Genomic DNA, 18083 nt, shown 5'->3' on the forward strand with positions numbered 1-18083 from the left:
GGCCTCATCATGACTCCAGAAATCTACCTCGACGGCAACGCCACCAGCCCCGTCCTGCCCGCCGCCATCGCCGCCGCCGTGCGCGCCATGGAGGACTGCTACGGCAATCCCAGCAGCAGCCACACCACCGGCCTGCAGGCCAAGGCGCTGCTGGACGGTGCCCGCCAGCGCGCCATGCGCCTGCTCGGCGTGGAGCAGGGCCGCCTGATGTTCAACAGCGGCGCCACCGAGGGCATCCAGACCGCCGTGCTGTCGGCCCTGTGCGCGCTGCGCGAGCGGCGCGACGCCGGCCAGGCCATCGGTTCGATGCTGGTGTACGGCGCCACCGAGCACAAGGCCGTGCCGGAAGCGCTGGCGCACTGGAACCGCCTGCTGGGGCTGAACCTCACCCTGAGCAAGCTGCCGGTCGACGGCGACGGCCGCCACGACTTGCAGGCGCTGCGCGCGCGCCTGCCGGAAACGGCCATGCTGTGCACCATGGCGGCCAACAATGAAACCGGCGTGCTGTCGGACGTGGCCGGCATCGAGGGCCTGCTGGAGGAAACCGGCTGCGCCGCCTACTGGATGGTCGATTGCGTGCAGGCGCTGGGCAAGTTCCGCCTGCGCCTGGCGCGCAGCCGCATCGACTACGCGCCGTTCTCGGGCCACAAGCTGTACGCGCCCAAGGGCATCGGCATGCTGTACGTGCGCCAGGGCGCGCCGTTCACGCCGCTGATCGTGGGCGGCGGGCAGGAGGCGGCGCAGCGCTCGGGCACCGAGAACATGGCCGGCGTGGCCGCGCTGGACGCGGTGCTGGCGGCGCTGGAGCAGGGCGGCGTGTTCCGCCCGCACGACGTGCTGTGCACCTTCCGCGAGCGCCTGGCGGCCAGCCTGCGCCGCGCGCTGCCGGGCGTGGTGTTCAATGCCGCCTTCGAGCACGCGCTGCCGACCACGCTCAATTTCTCGGTGCCGGGCCTGTCCAGCAAGGAGCTGATGGATGTATTCGACGCGGCCGGTGTGCGCGTCAGCTCGGGCAGCGCGTGTTCCGCCGCCAAGGCCGCCCCCAGCTACGTGCTGCAGGCCATGGGCGTGCCGGACTGGCGCGCCGCCAGCGCCATCCGCCTGTCCTTCGGCCCGCTGGCGGACGAGGCCTCCATCGCGCGCGCCTGCGAACGCATCGAGCGCTGCGGCGCCGCGCTGCGCGCCAGCGGCCTGATCGCGGCGGACGGCGGCCTGCCGGCGCAGGACGGCGTGCTGCAGCTGGGCAGCGGCGGCGCGTGCAGCTGGCTGGTGCACGACGCCGCGAGCCGCAGCTGCGTGGTGATCGACCCGCAGCCTGAATTGAGCGACCGCATCGCGGCCCATGTGCGCGGCCTGGGCTACAGCGTGCAGGCCGTGCTGGGCACCACGCCCGGCGCCGACCTGACCACGTTGTCGCGCGCGCTGGGCGTGGCGCCGGGCGCGGACGCTTTCGGCTGGCCGGGCGCCGGCCAGGGCGGCGGCGAGCTGCTGGCGCTGGGCGCGCAGGCGCTGCGCCGCGTGCTGGTGGGGGCGCACCAGGCCCTCTATCTGCTGGGCCGTGCCGATGGCCGCGCCTTGCCTGCGGCAGCGGTGCGCCACGCTTTCATCGGCGCGCTGGCGCCGCAGCAGCTGGCCGGCGTGGTGCGCGAAGACACCTTGCTGTGCGCCGCCAGCGATGCGCAGCAGCCGTTCTGCAGCAGCCTGCAGGCGCAGGCGGCGGCAGCGGGCGGCACCGGCGAGCCCGAGTCCGCGCTGCACCTGGACACGGCCGCGCTGCAGGCGCTGCTGCAGCGCCATCCCGACGCCGTGCTGGTCGATGTGCGCGAAAGCCATGAACATCTGGTCGGCTTGCCGGCGGCGCTGGGCGGCAAGGTCGTCAGCGTGCCGCTGGGGCAGCTGGCGGGCCAGATACCCGAGTGGCTGGGCGCGCCGGTGCAAGTGCCGCTGGTGTTCTTCTGCCGCAGCGGCAACCGCAGCGCGCGGGCCGCGCAATGCCTGCGCCGCCTGGGCTACGCGCAGGCCTACGACCTGGCCGGCGGCATGGCGCTGGCGGCGCTGCCGGCGGCCGCGCTGCCCCTGGCCGCATGACAGCCGCCCCGAGTTGACGCAAGGAACCTACTGTTACAGCTGAGCTTGCGTGTTTCTGTACGTCAGCGCACCGTCGCGTGTCGTGCGCCTCCGTAACATTGCTTGGACCATACTTGACAATGCTTGTCAGGGTAGATTGCGAGGTCCAAGTTGAATGAACGTCCGATACTGTTGCCTGAGGCGACAATAGGTTTCCGGGAGGCCACCTCTGGCGCCTGCAGGGCGGTGCGCACGATGATGATTCCCCTTTACGTGCCGAGCTGTTCAGCGCACAACAGATGGCGGCCCATGGCAAGACGCTGGCCCAGACGCATGAATTGAGCAAACGCGGCGGCCCGGACCGCCTGCTGGCGCGCCTGGCTGAAAATGCCGAGGTGATCGCCCAGACCTGCGACGAACTGACCGACGCGGTCAAGCATGCGCGCCAGATCACGCCGGCTTCCGAGTGGCTGCTGGATAACTCCTACCTGATCGAAGAGCAGATCCGCACGGCGCGGCGCCACCTGCCGAAGAACTACAGCAAGGAGCTGCCGCGCCTGTCGAAAGGGGCGCCGGACGGCACGCCGCGCGTGTACCAGATTGCGCTGGAAATCATCGCCCACGGCGACGGCCGGGTCGATCCCGAAAGCCTGTGCCGCTTTGTCGACGCCTACCAGGAAGTGGCCACGCTCAAGCTGGGCGAACTGTGGGCCATCCCCATCATGCTGCGCCTGGCGCTGATCGAGAACCTGCGCCGCGTGGCCGCGCGCGTGGCCGAGAACCGCATCGAGCGCGACCTGGCCAACAGCTGGGCCGACCAGATGATGGAGATCGCCGACAAGAACCCCAGCGGCCTGATCCTGCTGGTGGCCGACATGGCGCGCTCCAATCCGCCCATCACCAGCGGCTTCGTGGCCGAACTGGCGCGCCGCCTGCAAGGCCAGAGCGCCACGCTGACGCTGGCGCTGACGTGGATCACGCACCGCCTGGCCGAATCGGGCCAGACCATCGAACAGCAGATCCAGACCGAGATCCAGCACCAGGCCGCCGAGCAGGTGTCCATCGCCAACAGCATCGGCAGCCTGCGCTTCCTCGGCACCATGGATTGGCAGGAGTTCGTCGAAACCATGAGCGCGGTCGAACAGACCCTGCGCCTGGACCCGGCCGACATCTACGGCGAAATGGATTTCGCCACGCGCGACCAGTACCGGCACGTGATCGAGAAGCTGGCCAAGCGCTCGCAGTACAGCGAGCCGGAAATCGCCGTGATGGCGCTGCAGCTGGCCGGCGCCCGGCGCGACGGCCCGGACCCGCGCCACGCCCACATCGGCTACTACCTGGTGGGCAACGGCGTGCTGGCGCTGGAACAGCAGGCCGGCGTGCGCCTGCCGCCGCTGGCGTCCATCCAGCGCACCACGCGCGCCTCGCCGCTCACCTCCTACCTGGGCGCCATCGCCGCCATCACGGTGGTCCTCAGCGGCCTGCTGGTGGAGCGCGCCGGCAACGAAGGCGTGCAGGGCTGGCAGCTGGCCGTGCTGGCGCTGCTGGCCGTGCTGTGCAGCAGCCAGCTGGCGCTGGCGCTGGTGAACTGGGCCGCCACGCTGCTGACGCGGCCCAACCCCTTGCCGCGCATGGACTACAAGCACGGCATCCCGTCCGATGCGCGCGCGCTGGTGGTGGTGCCCACGCTCATTTACAGCAAGGACAACGTGGCCGAGCTGTGCGAGCAGCTGGAGGTGCGCTTCCTGGCCAACCGCGACAGCAACCTGCGTTTCTGCCTGCTGACCGATTTCGCCGACGCGAGCGAGGAAGTGCTGCCGGGCGACGCCGCCTTGCTGCAGCAGGCGCAGGACGAGATCCGCCGCCTCAACGACCTGTATACGCCGGGCGCCGACGCCACGCCGCGCGGCGCCGCGCCGACCGCCGGGCCGCAGGGCAACGCGCCGGCCGGCCCCTTCCTGCTGCTGCACCGGCCGCGCCTGTGGAACGCGTCCGAGAACGCCTGGATGGGGCGCGAGCGCAAGCGCGGCAAGCTGGAAGACCTGAACCGCTTCCTGCGCGGCGGCGCGCGCGACCGCTTCTCGCTGGTGGTGGGCGACACCAGCGACCTGGAAACCTTCAAGTACGTCATCACGCTCGATACCGACACCCAGCTGCCGCGCGACGCCGCGCGCCAGTTCGTGGCCACCATGCAGCACCCGCTGAACCGCCCCGTGATCGACGCGCGCCGCAACCGGGTCACCGAAGGCTACGGCATCCTGCAGCCGCGCGTGGCGGTCAGCCTGCCCAGCGAGCAGGCGTCGCGCTACGAGAAGCTGTGCGGCGGCGAGCCGGGCATCGACCCCTATACCCGCACCGTGTCCGATGTCTACCAGGACGTGTTCTACGAAGGCTCCTTTATCGGCAAGGGCATCTACGACGTGGACGTGTTCGAGCGCGTGCTGGGTGCGCGCCTGCCGGACAACCGCATCCTCAGCCACGACCTGCTGGAAGGCTGCTACCTGCGCGCCGGCCTGCTGAGCGACGCCCAGCTGTACGAGCAGTACCCGGCCCGCTACAGCGACGACATCAGCCGCCGCCAGCGCTGGATACGCGGCGACTGGCAGCTGCTGTCCTGGCTGGTGGGCAAGGTGCCGCTGCGCGGCGGCCAGCGCGAGCGCAATCCGCTGTCCGCGCTGTCGCGCTGGAAGCTGTTCGACAACCTGCGCCGCAGCCTGGTGGCGCCGGTGCTGATCCTGTCGCTGCTGCTGGCCTGGAGCGCGCTGCCCGACCCGTGGTTCTGGACCCTGGCCGTGCTGGCGGTGATCTTCGTGCCGCCGCTGGCCAGCACCATCTACGACCTGGTGCACAAGCCGCGCGACACCCTGTGGACGCAGCACATCAACGCCACCGCGCGCCGCAGCGGCATGCAGTTCTCGCACGCGCTGCTGACGCTGGTGTTCCTGCCCTACGAATCCTTCTTCGGCCTGGACGCCATCGTGCGCACCATGTGGCGCATGCTGGTATCGAAGCGCCGCATGCTGCAGTGGCGCGCCTCGGCCCTGTCGCGCAACGGCAATGAACTGGCCGACTACTGGCGCACCATGTGGGCCTCGCCGGCGCTGGCGCTGGTGGCCGGCACGGCGCTGGTGGCCTGGCGTCCGCACGCCTTCGCCGCCGCGCTGGTGTTCCTGGGCGGCTGGCTGGCCGCGCCGGTGGTGGCATGGTGGATCAGCCAGCCGCTGCGCCGCGAACGGGCCGAACTGAGCCCCGAGCAGAACACCTTCCTGCACATGGTGGCGCGCAAGACCTGGGCCTATTTCGACACCTTCGTCGGGCCGGAAGACAACTGGCTGCCGCCCGATAATATGCAGGAGCACCCGGTGCAGGTGATCGCGCACCGCACCTCGCCCACCAACATCGGCATGGCGCTGCTGGCCAACCTGACCGCGCACGACTTCGGCTACATCTGCGGCGCGCAGCTGGTGGCGCGCACCGCCGGCACCATGGGGGCCATGGCCAAGCTGGACCGCCACCAGGGCCACTTCTACAACTGGTACGACACGCTGACCATGAAGCCGCTGTACCCGATCTACATCTCGACGGTGGACAGCGGCAACCTGGCCGGCCATTTGCTCACCCTGCAGCAAGGCTTGCTGCAGATGGCGGACCAGCCCATCCTGTCGCCGCGTATCGTGGACGGCATCGGCACCTCCATCCTGGTGCTGATGGAGGCGGTGGCGCAGGCGCCGGGCGGCGGCGCCGATCTGCCCGAGGAGCTGATCCAGCTGCAAAAGGAAATTGCGCCGATGCGCCCGCTGTATCCGTCCAACCTGATCGAACTGCACGCCTGGCTCCAGCGCATGGCCGCCATCAGCGCGGCCTACCAGCCCGCCGACGCTACCGCGCAGACGTGGGCGGCGGCGCTGGCCGTGCAGTGCAAGGCCGCGCTGGACGATCTGCTGCTGCTGGCGCCGTGGGTGACCGCCGGCGAGGTGTTCGACGCCAACCTGCTGCGCATCCCCACGCTGCGCGAACTGGCCGCCATGCCGCAAGGCGCCAGCGCGCAGTCCGACCTGGCGCCGGGCGAACGCGAGCGGCAGCAGCTGCTGGCCGGGCTGGTGGCGCAGGGCGCCGCGCAGGCGCGCCAGCGCATGGAGCAGCTGGCCGAGCTGGCGCGCCAGGCGCAGGAATACGCCCAGGTGGAATATGGCTTCCTGTTCAACCCCACCACCAACCTGCTGGCCATCGGCTACAACGTCACCGAGCGCCGCCTGGACGCCAGCTATTACGACCTGCTGGCTTCCGAAGTGCGGCTGGCCAGCTTTGTCGCCATCGCGCAGGGGCAGCTGCCGCAGGAGCACTGGTTCGCGCTGGGGCGCCAGCTGTGCATGCTGGGCGGCAAGCCGGTGCTGCTGTCGTGGAGCGGCTCGATGTTCGAGTACCTGATGCCGCTGCTGGTGATGCCGAACTACCCCAGCACCTTGCTGGACCAGACCTACAATTCCGTGATCGCCGCGCAGATCGACTACGGCAAGCAGCGCAGCGTGCCGTGGGGGATCTCCGAGTCCGGCTACAACACGGTGGACGCGGCGCTGAACTACCAGTACCGCGCCTTCGGCGTGCCCGGGCTGGGCCTCAAGCGCGGCCTGGCGGACGACCTGGTGGTGGCGCCGTATGCCTCCATGATGGGCCTGATGGTGCATCCGGAAGCGTCCTGCCTGAACCTGCAGAAGATGGCCGGCATGGGCTTCATGGGCCGCTACGGCTTCTACGAGGCGATCGACTACACGCCGGCGCGCCTGCCGCGCGGCCAGAACCACGCGGTGGTCCGCTCCTTCATGGTGCACCACCAGGGCATGGGCTTGCTGTCGCTGAGCTATCTGCTGCACGACCGGCCCATGCAGCGCCGCTTCGAAGCCGACCCGCTGCTGCAATCGACCCTGCTGGTGCTGCAGGAGCGCAGCCCGCAGGCGGGCGCCTTCTATTCCAATACCGCCGAGCAGGCCGCCATCCGCACGGCGGCGCAGGAACAGGCGCTGCCGATGCGCATCCTGACCCAGCCCAGCGCGCCGGTGCCGGAAACCCAGCTGCTGTCGAACGGCCGCTACCACGTGATGGTGACCAGCGCCGGCGGCAGCTACAGCCGCTGGAAGGACCTGGCCGTGACGCGCTGGCGCGAGGACAGCACGCGCGACAACTGGGGCAACTTCTGCTACCTGCGCGACCTGGACGACGGCACCTTCTGGTCCACCACCTACCAGCCCACGCTGGCCGAGCCGCGCAAGTACGAGGTGATCTTCTCCGAAGGCCGCGCCGAGTTCCGCCGCAGCGACCGCGAGCTGGAACTGTACACCGAGATCGTGGTGTCGCCGGAGGACGATATCGAAATGCGGCGCACCCGCATCACCAACAAGTCCGACCGCCGCCGCACCATCGAAGTGACCAGCTTCGCCGAAGTGGTGATGGCGCCCGCGCCGGCCGACGCGGCGCACCCGGCCTTCTCCAAGCTGTTCGTGCAGACCGAGATCCTGCCGCAGGAAACGGCCATCCTGTGCACGCGCCGTCCGCGCGGAAAGGGCGAGCACATGCCCTATATGCTGCACCTGATGACCTTGCACGACGCGGCCATCAGCAACGTCTCCTACGAAACCGACCGCGCGCGCTTCATCGGGCGCGGCAACACCGCCGTCGCGCCGCGCGCCATGAAGGAGGCCGGCCCGCTGAGCGGCGCCGAAGGCTCGGTGCTGGACCCCATCGTGTCGATCCGCTACCAGATCGTGCTGGAGCCGGACGAATCGGCCACGGTCGATATCGTCACCGGCATGACCGACACGCGCGAGTCCGCGCTGCACCTGATCGACAAATACCAGGACCGCCACCTGGCCGACCGCGTGTTCGAACTGGCCTGGACCCACAGCCAGGTGGTGCTGCGCCAGCTCAACGCCAGCGAAACGGACGCGCAGCTGTACGGCCGCCTGGCCAACAGCGTGATCTACCCGAACGCCGTGCTGCGCGCCGACGCCGGCATCCTGAGCAAGAACCAGCGCGGCCAGTCCGGCCTGTGGGCCTACGCCATTTCCGGCGACCTGCCCATCGTGCTGCTGCAGATCCGCGACCCGGCCAACATCGAGCTGGCGCGCCAGATGGTGCAGGCGCACGCCTACTGGCGCCTGAAAGGCCTGACGGTGGACCTGGTGATCTGGTACGAGGACCTGTCCGGCTACCGGCAGGCGCTGCAGGACCAGATCATGGGCCTGATCGCCTCCGGCATCGACGCCCAGGCCATCGACCGGCCGGGCGGCATCTTCGTGCGCATGGGCGAGCAGATCGCACCGGAAGACCGGATCCTGCTGCAGTCGGTGGCGCGCGTCATCATCAGCGACGAGCGCGGCACGCTGGCCGAGCAGCTCAAGCGGCCCGGCCCGGCGCCGCTGCGCATGCCGCCGCTGATGGCGGACCCGCGCGGCGAATACGACGAGGCCGGCCCGCACCTGCACACGCCGCAAGGGCTGCAGCTGGCCAACGGCATCGGCGGCTTCTCGGCCGACGGCAGCGAATACGTGATCGTCACCAGCGAGGGGCAGCGCACGCCCGCGCCGTGGTCCAATGTGCTGGCCAATCCGCAGTTCGGCAGCGTCATTTCCGAAAGCGGCCAGGCCTACACCTGGCAGGAGAACGCGCACGAGTTCCGTCTCACGCCGTGGCATAACGACCCGGTGTCCGACGGCAGCGGCGAAGCGTTCTACCTGCGCGACGAGCAGAGCGGCCGCTTCTGGTCGCCCACGGCATTGCCGGCGCGCGGCAGCGGCGACTATGTCACGCGCCACGGCTTCGGCTACAGCAGCTTCGAGCACACCGAGGCCGGCATCGCTTCCGAGCTGACCACCTATGTGGCGCTGGACGCGCCGCTGCGCTACACGGTGCTCAAGGTGCGCAACGATTCGCAGATGCCGCGCCGCTTGTCGGCCACCGGCTACGTGGAATGGGTGCTGGGCGACATGCGTTCCAAGTCCGGCATGCACATCATCACCGAGCTCGATCCGATCAGCGGCGCACTGTTCGCGCGCAATCCGTACAACACCGAGTTTTCCGGCCGGGTGGCCTTCTTCAACGCCGACGCCACCACCCGTTCGGTGACGGCCGACCGCACCGAGTTCCTGGGCCGCAACGGCACGCTGGCCAATCCGCAGGCGCTGCACCGGGTGCGCCTGTCCGGCAAGGTCGGCACCGCGCTCGATTCCTGCGCCGCCATCCAGGTGCCGTTCGAGCTGCTGCCGGGCCAGGAGCGCGAGATCGTGTTCCTGCTCGGCCTGGGCGGACGCCGCAACGCGGACGCCTCCAGCATGGTGCAGAAGCACGGCGGCCAGGCCGCCGCGCGCGACACGCTCGCTGCGGTGCGCGCGCACTGGGACAAGGTGCTGGGCGCGGTGCAGATCGCCACGCCGGAAGCGTCGCTGGACGTGATCGCCAACGGCTGGCTGATGTACCAGACCATCGCCTGCCGCATGTGGGCGCGCAGCGGCTACTACCAGTCCGGCGGCGCCTTCGGCTTCCGCGACCAGCTGCAGGACGCGATGGCCATGGTGCACACCGAACCGCAGCTGCTGCGCGACCATATCGTGCTGTGCTGCGCGCACCAGTTCCTGGAAGGGGACGTGCAGCACTGGTGGCATCCGCCGTCGGACCGGGGCGTGCGCACGCACTGCTCGGACGACTACCTGTGGCTGCCGCTGGGCGTGGCGCGCTACGTGGCCACCACCGGCGATTTGACGGTGCTGGACGAGGTGGTGCACTTCCTGGAAGGCCGCCCGGTCAAGCCGGAAGAGGACTCCTACTACGACATGCCGACCCGTTCGGCCGTCACCGGCAGCGTGTACGAGCACTGCATGCGCGCCATCCGCAACGGCCTGCGCTTCGGCGTGCACGGCCTGCCGCTGATCGGTTCCTGCGACTGGAACGACGGCATGGACAAGGTGGGCGAGGAGGGCAAGGGCGAGAGCGTGTGGCTGGCCTTCTTCCTGTACGAGGTGCTGCAGCGCTTTGCGGAAGTGGCCGACAAGCGCGGTGACGCCGCCTTCGCTGCCGAGTGCCGCGAGGAGGCGCGCAAGCTGTCCGCCAACGTCGAGCAGAACGCCTGGGACGGCGAGTGGTACCGCCGCGCCTACTTCGACGACGGCACGCCGCTCGGCTCGCACGAGAACGAGGAATGCCAGATCGACTCGATCTCGCAAAGCTGGGGCATCCTGTCCGGCGCGGCCAGCAAGGAGCGCGTGCACGGGGCGATGGCGCAGGTGGACAAGCGCCTGGTGCGGCGCGACTTCGGCCTGATCCAGCTGCTCGATCCGCCGTTCGACAAGGCCGACCTGAATCCGGGCTATATCCGCGGCTATGTGCCGGGCGTGCGCGAGAACGGCGGCCAGTACACGCACGCGGCCATCTGGACCGTGATGGCGTTCGCCAGGATGGGCGACGTGGAGAAGGCCTGGGAGCTGATGCGCATGATTAACCCGGTGCAGCACGGCAGCACGGCTGAATCGAGCGCGGTGTACAAGGTCGAGCCCTATGTGGTGACGGCGGACGTGTACGCGGTATCGCCGCACGTCGGGCGCGGCGGGTGGAGCTGGTACACCGGGTCGTCGGGCTGGATGTACCGCCTGATCCTGGAGTCCCTGCTGGGCCTCACGCGCATGGCCGACAAGCTGTCGCTGGCGCCGCGCATCCCCGCCGCGTGGCCGGGCTACACGCTGACCTACCGCTACGGCGCCAGCGTCTACACCATCGAGATCAAGCGCGAGGGCGCCGCCGGCCTGACGGTGGACGGCGCGCCGCAGCCCGGCGCCGACATCCAGCTGGTGGACGACGGCCAGCCGCACGCCGCCACGCTGGTGCTGGCAGGGTAGGGCGGGTAGGGCGGGTTAGCGCGCAGCGCGTAACCCGCCGAGAGCCGCCGCCACCGCATCAAACGCCCAAGGCGGCGCCGGCCCCCAGCAAGGTGGCCACGCCGATCGCGGCAAAGATCGCGGCGGCAATCCCGTGCACCAGCTTGAGCGGGATCTTGGCGGCCACGCTCTTGCCCAGGTAAACCGCCGGCACATTGGCCAGCATCATGCCGAAGGTGGTGCCGGCCACGACGGCCAGCAGGCTGTCGAAGCGCGCCGCCAGCGCCACGGTGGCGATCTGCGTCTTGTCGCCCATCTCAGCCAGGAAGAACGCGATCACGGTGGCCACGAACACGCCATATCTGGCCTGCGGCTGATCATCCTCGTCGATCTCGTCCGGCACCAGTATCCACGCCGCCATGGCCAGGAAGGACAGGCCCAGCACCCAGCGCAGCACCTCCGGCCCCATCAGGCCGGTGATAAAGCTGCCGACGGCGCCGGCAAAAGCATGGTTGGCCACGGTGGCCGTGAATATGCCCAGCACGATCGGGATCGGACGGCGGAATTGCGCAGCGAGGCAGAACGCGAGCAGTTGGGTCTTGTCGCCGATTTCAGCGAGGGCAACGATGCCGGTGGAGAGGAGGAAAGCTTCCATGTTGTGAGGTCTTCAGGGCCGGACGTTAACCAAAGATCCAGGGGCGACTCCGGCCCATAGCGGCCGCCCCTCGATCGATAGTCTCGTCAAGCTGCGCGGCCGGTGCTGGTGCACCTGGCGGCGGCCATCTGCGCCACGGCCTGCGGGCCGATTATGTTGACGCAGATTCTTCCGGTGGGGCCGGAAGCCGACTACTCCCTAAAGTTCAGCGCGCATTATAGCAGACTGATTTCCCTCCCCTTCTATGCTATTCTGCTCCGCGCCCTTTCTTAACCAAAGAAGCCTATGCAAAACCATACCCCCCTGCGCTTGCTGTTGTGTGCGCTGCTGGCCCAGACCGGAAGCGCCGCCATGGCGCAAGACCCGCTCAGCTATGCCCGCTACGACCAGGTCCGCACCACGGACCTGCACCTTGACCTGAAAGCGGATTTCAACCGCAAGACACTCAGCGGCTACGCCGAACTGACCCTCAGCTGGCTCGACAAGTCGGCCCGCTCGCTGGTGCTAGACACGCGCCAGCTCAGCATCGCCAAGGTGCAGGTGCTGCAGCCGAATGGCCGCTGGAGCGCCGCTTCCTACATGATGGACAAGCCCGACGCCGAGAAGGGCCAGGCGCTGCGCATCGCGCTGGCCAACCAGCCCGAGAAGGTGCGCGTGTACTACCGCACCGCGCCCACCGCGTCCGCGCTGCAGTGGATGACGCCGCAGCAGACCATGTCCGGCAAGCGTCCCTTCATGTTCAGCCAGTCCGAAACCATCGATGCGCGCTCCTGGGCGCCGGTGCAGGACACGCCCGCCGTGCGCTTCACCTACAGCGCGCGCGTGGAAGCGCCGTCCGGCCTGCGCGTGGTGATGAGCGCCGAGAACGACCAGAAGGGCACCGGCCAGGGCGGCTGGAAATTCAAGATGCCGCAGCCGATTCCGTCCTACCTGCTGGCCATCGCCATCGGCGAGATCGAAGTGCGCAACCTCGGCCCGCGCACCGCAGTGTACGCCGAGCCGGCCCGCATCGACGCCGCCGCCTACGAGCTGGCCGATACCGAGAAGATGATAGACGCGGCCGAATCGCTGTACGGCCCTTACCGCTGGGGGCGCTACGACATGATCGTGCTGCCGCCGTCCTTCCCCATCGGCGGCATGGAAAACCCGCGCATGACCTTCCTCACGCCCACCATGATCGCGGGCGACCGCAGCCTGGTGGACCTGATCGCGCACGAACTGGCGCACTCCTGGTCCGGCAACCTGGTCACCAACGCGTCGTGGAAGCACTGGTGGCTGAACGAAGGTTTCACCACCTACGTCACCACGCGCATCGTGGAAAGCCTGTACGGCGCCGAGGTGGCGCAGATGGGCCTGCAGCTGGAGCAGGAAGAACTGTTCGCGTCGCTGAAGGACATCCCGCAGGCCAAGCAGGCGCTCATCACGCGCGACCCGGACACCGGCAGCGCCACCTACACCGACGAGGGCCTGGCCTATCCGAAGGGCGCCTGGCTGTTGCACACGCTGGAGCAGCGCGCCGGCCGCGCCGTGTTCGATCCCTTCCTGCGCGGCTGGTTCGACCAGCACGCCTTCCAGTCGGCCACCACCGAGCAGTTCGTGAGCTACCTGCAGAAAAAACCTGCTGGCCCAGCATCCCGAGGTGATGACCCAGGCCGAACTGGACGAGTGGCTGTACGGCGCCGGCGTGCCGGCTAGCGCCAAGCGCGTCACGTCGCCGCGCCTGGCTGGACTGGATGCGCAGCGCGACGCCTGGCTGAGCGGCGAACTGCCCACCGCCAGCCTGGCCACCAAGAACTGGATCGCCATCGAGTGGATGCACTTCCTGAACGACATCGACGGCAAGGCCACGGCGGCCCAGCTGAAGGAACTGGACCAGGCGTTCGGCCTGGCCAGGACCGGCAACAACGAAGTGGCGTTCCGCTTCTACCTGGCTTCCGTGAAGGCCGGCTACGACGTGCGCGCGCCGCTGAAAAGCTTCCTGATGAGCGTCGGCCGCAAGAAGTTCGTGCTGCCGCTGTACACCGCGCTGCTGAAGAACCCGGCCGACCGCGACTGGGCGCTGGCGCTGTACAAGGAAGCCCGTCCTCGCTATCACCCGGATACCCAGAAAGCCGTCAACAAGCTGCAGGAGAAAAAATGACAGCAGTGAGCACCAAACTGGCCGCCGCGCTGCTGCTGGCCTTCAGCACTGCCGCGTGGGCGGATGCGACGCCGGTCCCGGCCCCTGCCGCTTCCGCAGCGTCCACGCAGGCCGCCTTCGACCTGGACGCGGACGTGAACCGTGTCCTGAAAACGTTCGACGTGCCGGGCATCGCCATCGCCATCGTCAAGGACGGCAAGGTCATCGCCGCCAAGGGCTACGGCGTGCGCAAGCTGGGCGACCCGGCGCCGGTCACGGGCCGCACGCTGTTCGAGGTGGCGTCCAATTCCAAGGCCTTCACGGCGGCCGCGCTGGCCATGCTGGTGGACGAAGGCAAGCTGCAATGGGACGACCCCGTCACCAGGCACCTGCCGGGTTTCCAGATGTATGACTCCTACGTCACCGGCTCCATGACCGTGCGCGACCTGCTGACCCACCGCAGCGGCCTGGGCCTGGGCGCGGGCGATTTGATGTGGTGGCCCACTTCCACCTTCACCAGCGACGAAATCATCGACCGCCTGCGCTACATCAAGCCCGCCACCAGCTTCCGCAACAGCTACGCCTACGACAACCTGCTCTACATCGTGGCCGGCAAGATCATCGCCGACAAGGCCGGCAAGCCATGGAGCGAGGCGGTGCGCGAGCGCATCCTGGCGCCGCTGGGCATGGACGGCACCACCACCAGCGTGGCGGACATGCTGAAGACGGCCGATTATTCGGCCCCGCACAGCAAGGTCGGCGAAACCACCACCGTGGTCAAGCCCATGCCGGTGGAGAACGCCATCGGCGCGGTCGGCATCAACACCAGCGCCGAAGACATCGCGCGCTGGATGAATATGCTGCTGGGCGGCGGCAAGACGCCGGACGGCAAGCAACTGGTGAGCGAAAAACAGCTGCGCGAAATGTGGACCGCGCAGACGCCGATGAAGATCAGCGAGCCGAAGCCGCCGCTGGCCGCCACCAGGCCCAACTTCGCCGCCTACGGCCTGGGCTTCCAGCTGCGCGACTACCGTGGCCGCAAGATCGCCCTGCACGGCGGCGCGCTGCAAGGCTTCTACTCGCGCGTGCTGATGGTGCCGGAAGAGAAACTGGGCATCGCCATCCTGACCAACGCCGAAAACAGCGGTTCGATGGCCGCGCTGCAATGGCGCCTGCTGGACCAGTACATGAACGCGCCGGCCACCGACTGGATCGGCATCGTGGCGGCTGACGAGCAGGCCAAGCACAAGGAAGAACTGGCCAAGGTGGGCAAGGCCTCGTCCGCGCGCGCGGCCAAGTCGTCGCCCTCGCTGGCGCTGGCGGCATACGAAGGCGAATACCAGGACCCGTGGTACGGCCTGGTGACCATCAAGCGCGAGGGCCAGAAGCAGGTGATGCGCTTCGTGAAAACGCCGGACCTGGTGGGCGACCTGGAGCACTTCCAGCACGACACCTTCATCGTGCGCTGGCGCCAGCGCAACTTCAACGCCGACGCCTACGTCAGCTTCGCGCTGAATCCGGACGGCAGCATCGAGCGCATGAAGATGAAGCCGGTGTCGGCCGAGACCGACTTCAGCTACGACTTCCAGGACCTGAACCTGACGCCGGTTCCTCCGCCGAAGAAGTAGTCAGGGCAACCGCAACTCGAACACGCGGCGCTTGCGCGCCGCGATCTCCGCCATCCCGCGCTGGAAGGCGGGGATGCTGTTGAACAGCCGCTCAAAGCTGCCATCCTTCTGCGCCATGCGCAGTCCGCGTTCGATGCGCGCCGCCAGCTCCGGCCGGCTGCGGCTGACGAAGAAATAGAAGGGCACGCGGTAGTGCAGGAAAATGGTGCTCTCCACTTGCAGGCCTTCGCCCTGGTGCAGCTCCATCTCCGCCCATGCCTCCTGCGCGCCGCGCGGCATGTAGTCGAAGCGTTTCACGCGCAGCATGGGGAACAGGTATTCGTAGCCGCCGGAAGTCTCCACCGGCAAGCCATTGAAGCGCAGCACGTCGGCCGACGGCCAGTTCGCGCCGGCGCCGGCCTTCAGCTTGCGCAGCTCGTCCAGCGTGCGCACCGCGGCGAAGCGGGCCGCGTCTTCGCTGCGGATCAGGAACACGCGGTAGTCGTTCAACTCCTTGATCAGGGAAATGCGCACCGGCAGCAGTTCGGCTTCGCGCTGGCGGTTGGCGCCGTCCCACATCACGTTGATCACGCCATTGTTTTTGAGTTCAATATTGCGCCGCAAGCTGGTCAGCTCGTTGCCGTAGTAGGCCAGCTCGTAGGGGCCGTCGGTGGCGACGGTCTTGTCCAGCGCAAGGCGCAGCAGGCGAGGGAAGTAGGCGGCATGCTCGCGTGCGCTGGCCGATACGGCCGGCAGTACAAAGCGCTGCGGCGCGGCGGCGCTTTGCCGCGCCGCAGCCGGTGCAGGCAGCGCCGCCGCCAGCAAAGGCAGCAGCAGGCCTGCCAGCAGCCGTAGCGGCGGCATGGAACCTTAGGCCGCCTTGACCGGCGCGACGGTTTCCGGCACGGCGGCCGCTTCGTCCTGTGCGATCAAGCGGTACACCAGCGCGCCCAGCACGGCGCCGACGATAGGGGCCAGCCAGAACAGCCACAACTGGCCCACCGCCCAGTCGCCCACGTACACGGCCACGCCGGTGCTGCGCGCCGGATTGACGGAGGTGTTGGTGACGGGGATGCTGATCAGGTGGATCAGGGTCAGCGCCAGCCCGATAGGCAGCGGCGCGAAGCCGGCCGGCGCGCGGCGGTCGGTGGCGCCCAGGATCACGATCAGGAACATCATCGTCATCACCACTTCAGTGACCAGCGCGGCGGTCAGCGAATAGCCGCCCGGCGAATGCTCGCCGTAGCCGTTCGACGCCAGGCCGCCGGCCAGGCTGAAGCCAGCCTTGCCGCTGGCGATCAGGTACAGCACGCCGCCGGCGGCGATCCCGCCCAGCACCTGCGCCACGATGTAGGGCAGCAGCTTGCTGGCGGGGAAGCGGCCGCCGGCCCACAGGCCGATCGATACCGCAGGATTCAGGTGGCAACCCGAAATGTGGCCGATGGCGTACGCCATCGTCAGCACGGTCAGGCCGAAAGCCAGCGATACGCCCAGCAGGCCGATGCCGACGCCGGGAAACGCCGCTGCCAGCACCGCGCTGCCGCAGCCGCCCAGCACCAGCCAGAAGGTGCCGACAAATTCCGCGCCATATGATTTCATGTACCCCCCTTAGTAAATTTAACGAATTAACAATTTATACCGGGGGGCGCGAAATGTCCATCCTTGGATCGCCCGCCGCCGCGCGGCGGCGGGCTGTAAGCGGGCTGCCGGCGCGCTGCAGGCCGGCGCCGGGCCTGGGGCTTAAGGCTTGACGAACTTGAGCGTCATGCGGTCGCTCTCGCCGATGGCTTCGTACTTGGCGCGGTCCTTGTCCTTGTTGGTGTAGGTCGGCGGCAGCGCCCACACGCCGCCTTCATGGTCGGCCTTGTCCTTGGGGTTGGCGTTGACTTCGGACTTCGCGGCCAGCTTGAAGCCCGCGCTCTCGGCCAGCTTGATCACATAGGCTTCATGCACGTAGCCGGAGCTGGCCTTGTCGTCCTGCTTCACGCTGGCCGGCAGGCGGTGCTCCACCACGCCGAACACGCCGCCCGGCTTCAGCGTGTCATACACGCTGGCGAACAGCGCCTTCAGGCTGGCGTCGCCGTTGCCGATCCAGTTGTGGATGTTGCGGAAGGTGAGCACCATGTCGGCGCTGCCTTTCGGCGCGTAGCTGAACACGTTGTTGTTCGGCTCGAAGGCGCCCAGCACCACCTTGTCGTACGAGGCCGGCACGGCGTTGAGCTTTTCCTGGAAACGGGCCGCGGCCTTGCGCACGTTCTCGTTGGCCGAGCCGGGCGTGCTGCCGGCGGCAATCAGCTTGCCGTCCTTGCGCAGGTAGGGGCCGAGGATCTCGGTGTACCAGCCGCCGCCCGGCGACAGCTCCACCACCGTCATGGTCGGCTTGATGCCGAAGAAGGTGAGCGTCTCGTAAGGATGGCGGGCCGGGTCGCGCGCCACGTTGGCCGGCGTGCGCGCGGGATTGGCGATGGCCGCTTTCAGGGCGTCGTCCGCCAGGGCGGGGCCGGCCAGGCCGCAGGCGATCACGGCGCCGAGTATCAGTTTCTTCATGCATGTCTCCAGGTTGTTGACGACGCGTGGCGGTCGCCTGCGCCGATCATCGGGGAACTCGGGTGCCGGGTCAAGCGGATTTGACAGTGTCCGCCGCTGCGGTGCCGGACACTGCCCGGACACCGCCCGGACACTCGCGCGGACACTTCGGACACCGTCCGCTTGCGATCGGCAAGCCGCGGTGCAGCCCGGCCGCAGCAATGTCACAGCCGACCACACAATATTTG

Annotated in this window: 9 protein-coding genes and 1 riboswitch; of the genes, 5 read left to right on the forward strand and 4 right to left on the reverse strand. The window is 68.5% G+C overall.

Annotation, left to right across the window (positions count from 1 at the left end; translation table 11 throughout):
- Positions 1 to 9 precede the first annotated feature (9 nt).
- On the forward strand, positions 10 to 2088 hold the full coding sequence (locus tag ACFJI2_RS28870) for an aminotransferase class V-fold PLP-dependent enzyme (protein ID WP_377702919.1): 2079 nt from the start codon (positions 10 to 12) through the stop codon (positions 2086 to 2088).
- A 278-nt stretch (positions 2089 to 2366) separates the two neighbouring features.
- Complete coding sequence (locus tag ACFJI2_RS28875; protein ID WP_377702920.1) at positions 2367 to 10949, forward strand: GH36-type glycosyl hydrolase domain-containing protein; 8583 nt, start codon at positions 2367 to 2369, stop codon at positions 10947 to 10949.
- Between the two features lie 58 nt (positions 10950 to 11007).
- Here the strand turns inward: ACFJI2_RS28875 and ACFJI2_RS28880 are convergent, their stop codons facing one another.
- Entirely contained in the window at positions 11008 to 11583 is a 576-nt protein-coding gene (locus tag ACFJI2_RS28880; RefSeq protein WP_377702921.1) for a TMEM165/GDT1 family protein, read from the reverse strand.
- A gap of 61 nt (positions 11584 to 11644) precedes the next feature.
- A riboswitch (yybP-ykoY riboswitch) is annotated at positions 11645 to 11787 on the reverse strand.
- An 81-nt stretch (positions 11788 to 11868) separates the two neighbouring features.
- On the opposite strand from ACFJI2_RS28880, the gene ACFJI2_RS28885 reads away from it, so the two are divergent.
- Genes ACFJI2_RS28885 through ACFJI2_RS28895 form a run of 3 tightly spaced genes read left to right on the forward strand, consistent with a single transcriptional unit; the run spans position 11869 to position 15330 of the window.
- On the forward strand, positions 11869 to 13278 hold the full coding sequence (locus ACFJI2_RS28885) for a M1 family aminopeptidase/hydrolase (RefSeq protein WP_377702922.1): 1410 nt from the start codon (positions 11869 to 11871) through the stop codon (positions 13276 to 13278).
- Positions 13226 to 13723 (forward strand): leukotriene A4 hydrolase C-terminal domain-containing protein, encoded by a 498-nt coding sequence (locus tag ACFJI2_RS28890; protein WP_377702923.1) that lies wholly within the window; start codon positions 13226 to 13228, stop codon positions 13721 to 13723. Before ACFJI2_RS28885 ends, ACFJI2_RS28890 begins: the two co-directional genes overlap by 53 nt.
- Positions 13720 to 15330, forward strand: coding sequence for a serine hydrolase (locus ACFJI2_RS28895; protein ID WP_377702924.1), 1611 nt, complete (start codon positions 13720 to 13722; stop codon positions 15328 to 15330). The genes ACFJI2_RS28890 and ACFJI2_RS28895 overlap by 4 nt, the downstream gene beginning before the upstream one ends.
- On the opposite strand, the gene ACFJI2_RS28900 is transcribed toward ACFJI2_RS28895, so the two are convergent.
- From ACFJI2_RS28900 to ACFJI2_RS28910, 3 genes are all read right to left on the reverse strand, one after another.
- On the reverse strand, positions 15331 to 16173 hold the full coding sequence (locus ACFJI2_RS28900; RefSeq protein ID WP_377702925.1) for a hypothetical protein: 843 nt from the start codon (positions 16171 to 16173) through the stop codon (positions 15331 to 15333). It lies immediately after the preceding gene.
- A 6-nt stretch (positions 16174 to 16179) separates the two neighbouring features.
- Complete coding sequence (aqpZ, locus tag ACFJI2_RS28905; protein ID WP_377702926.1) at positions 16180 to 16908, reverse strand: aquaporin Z; 729 nt, start codon at positions 16906 to 16908, stop codon at positions 16180 to 16182.
- Between the two features lie 141 nt (positions 16909 to 17049).
- A complete protein-coding gene (locus ACFJI2_RS28910; RefSeq protein WP_377702927.1) occupies positions 17050 to 17856 on the reverse strand; it encodes a class I SAM-dependent methyltransferase in 807 nt (268 codons plus the stop codon).
- Between the last annotated feature and the right edge of the window lie 227 nt (positions 17857 to 18083).

This window comes from Pseudoduganella sp. UC29_71 (assembly GCF_042693265.1).
GTDB lineage: Bacteria > Pseudomonadota > Gammaproteobacteria > Burkholderiales > Burkholderiaceae_D > Rugamonas.

Coding starts and splice junctions, on each gene's coding strand:
- ACFJI2_RS28870 (WP_377702919.1), top strand. CDS start 10: ATGACTCCAGAAATCTACCTCGACGGCAACGCCACCAGCCCCGTCCTG.
- ACFJI2_RS28875 (WP_377702920.1), top strand. CDS start 2,367: ATGGCGGCCCATGGCAAGACGCTGGCCCAGACGCATGAATTGAGCAAA.
- ACFJI2_RS28880 (WP_377702921.1), bottom strand. CDS start 11,583: ATGGAAGCTTTCCTCCTCTCCACCGGCATCGTTGCCCTCGCTGAAATC.
- ACFJI2_RS28885 (WP_377702922.1), top strand. CDS start 11,869: ATGCAAAACCATACCCCCCTGCGCTTGCTGTTGTGTGCGCTGCTGGCC.
- ACFJI2_RS28890 (WP_377702923.1), top strand. CDS start 13,226: ATGACCCAGGCCGAACTGGACGAGTGGCTGTACGGCGCCGGCGTGCCG.
- ACFJI2_RS28895 (WP_377702924.1), top strand. CDS start 13,720: ATGACAGCAGTGAGCACCAAACTGGCCGCCGCGCTGCTGCTGGCCTTC.
- ACFJI2_RS28900 (WP_377702925.1), bottom strand. CDS start 16,173: ATGCCGCCGCTACGGCTGCTGGCAGGCCTGCTGCTGCCTTTGCTGGCG.
- aqpZ (WP_377702926.1), bottom strand. CDS start 16,908: ATGAAATCATATGGCGCGGAATTTGTCGGCACCTTCTGGCTGGTGCTG.
- ACFJI2_RS28910 (WP_377702927.1), bottom strand. CDS start 17,856: ATGAAGAAACTGATACTCGGCGCCGTGATCGCCTGCGGCCTGGCCGGC.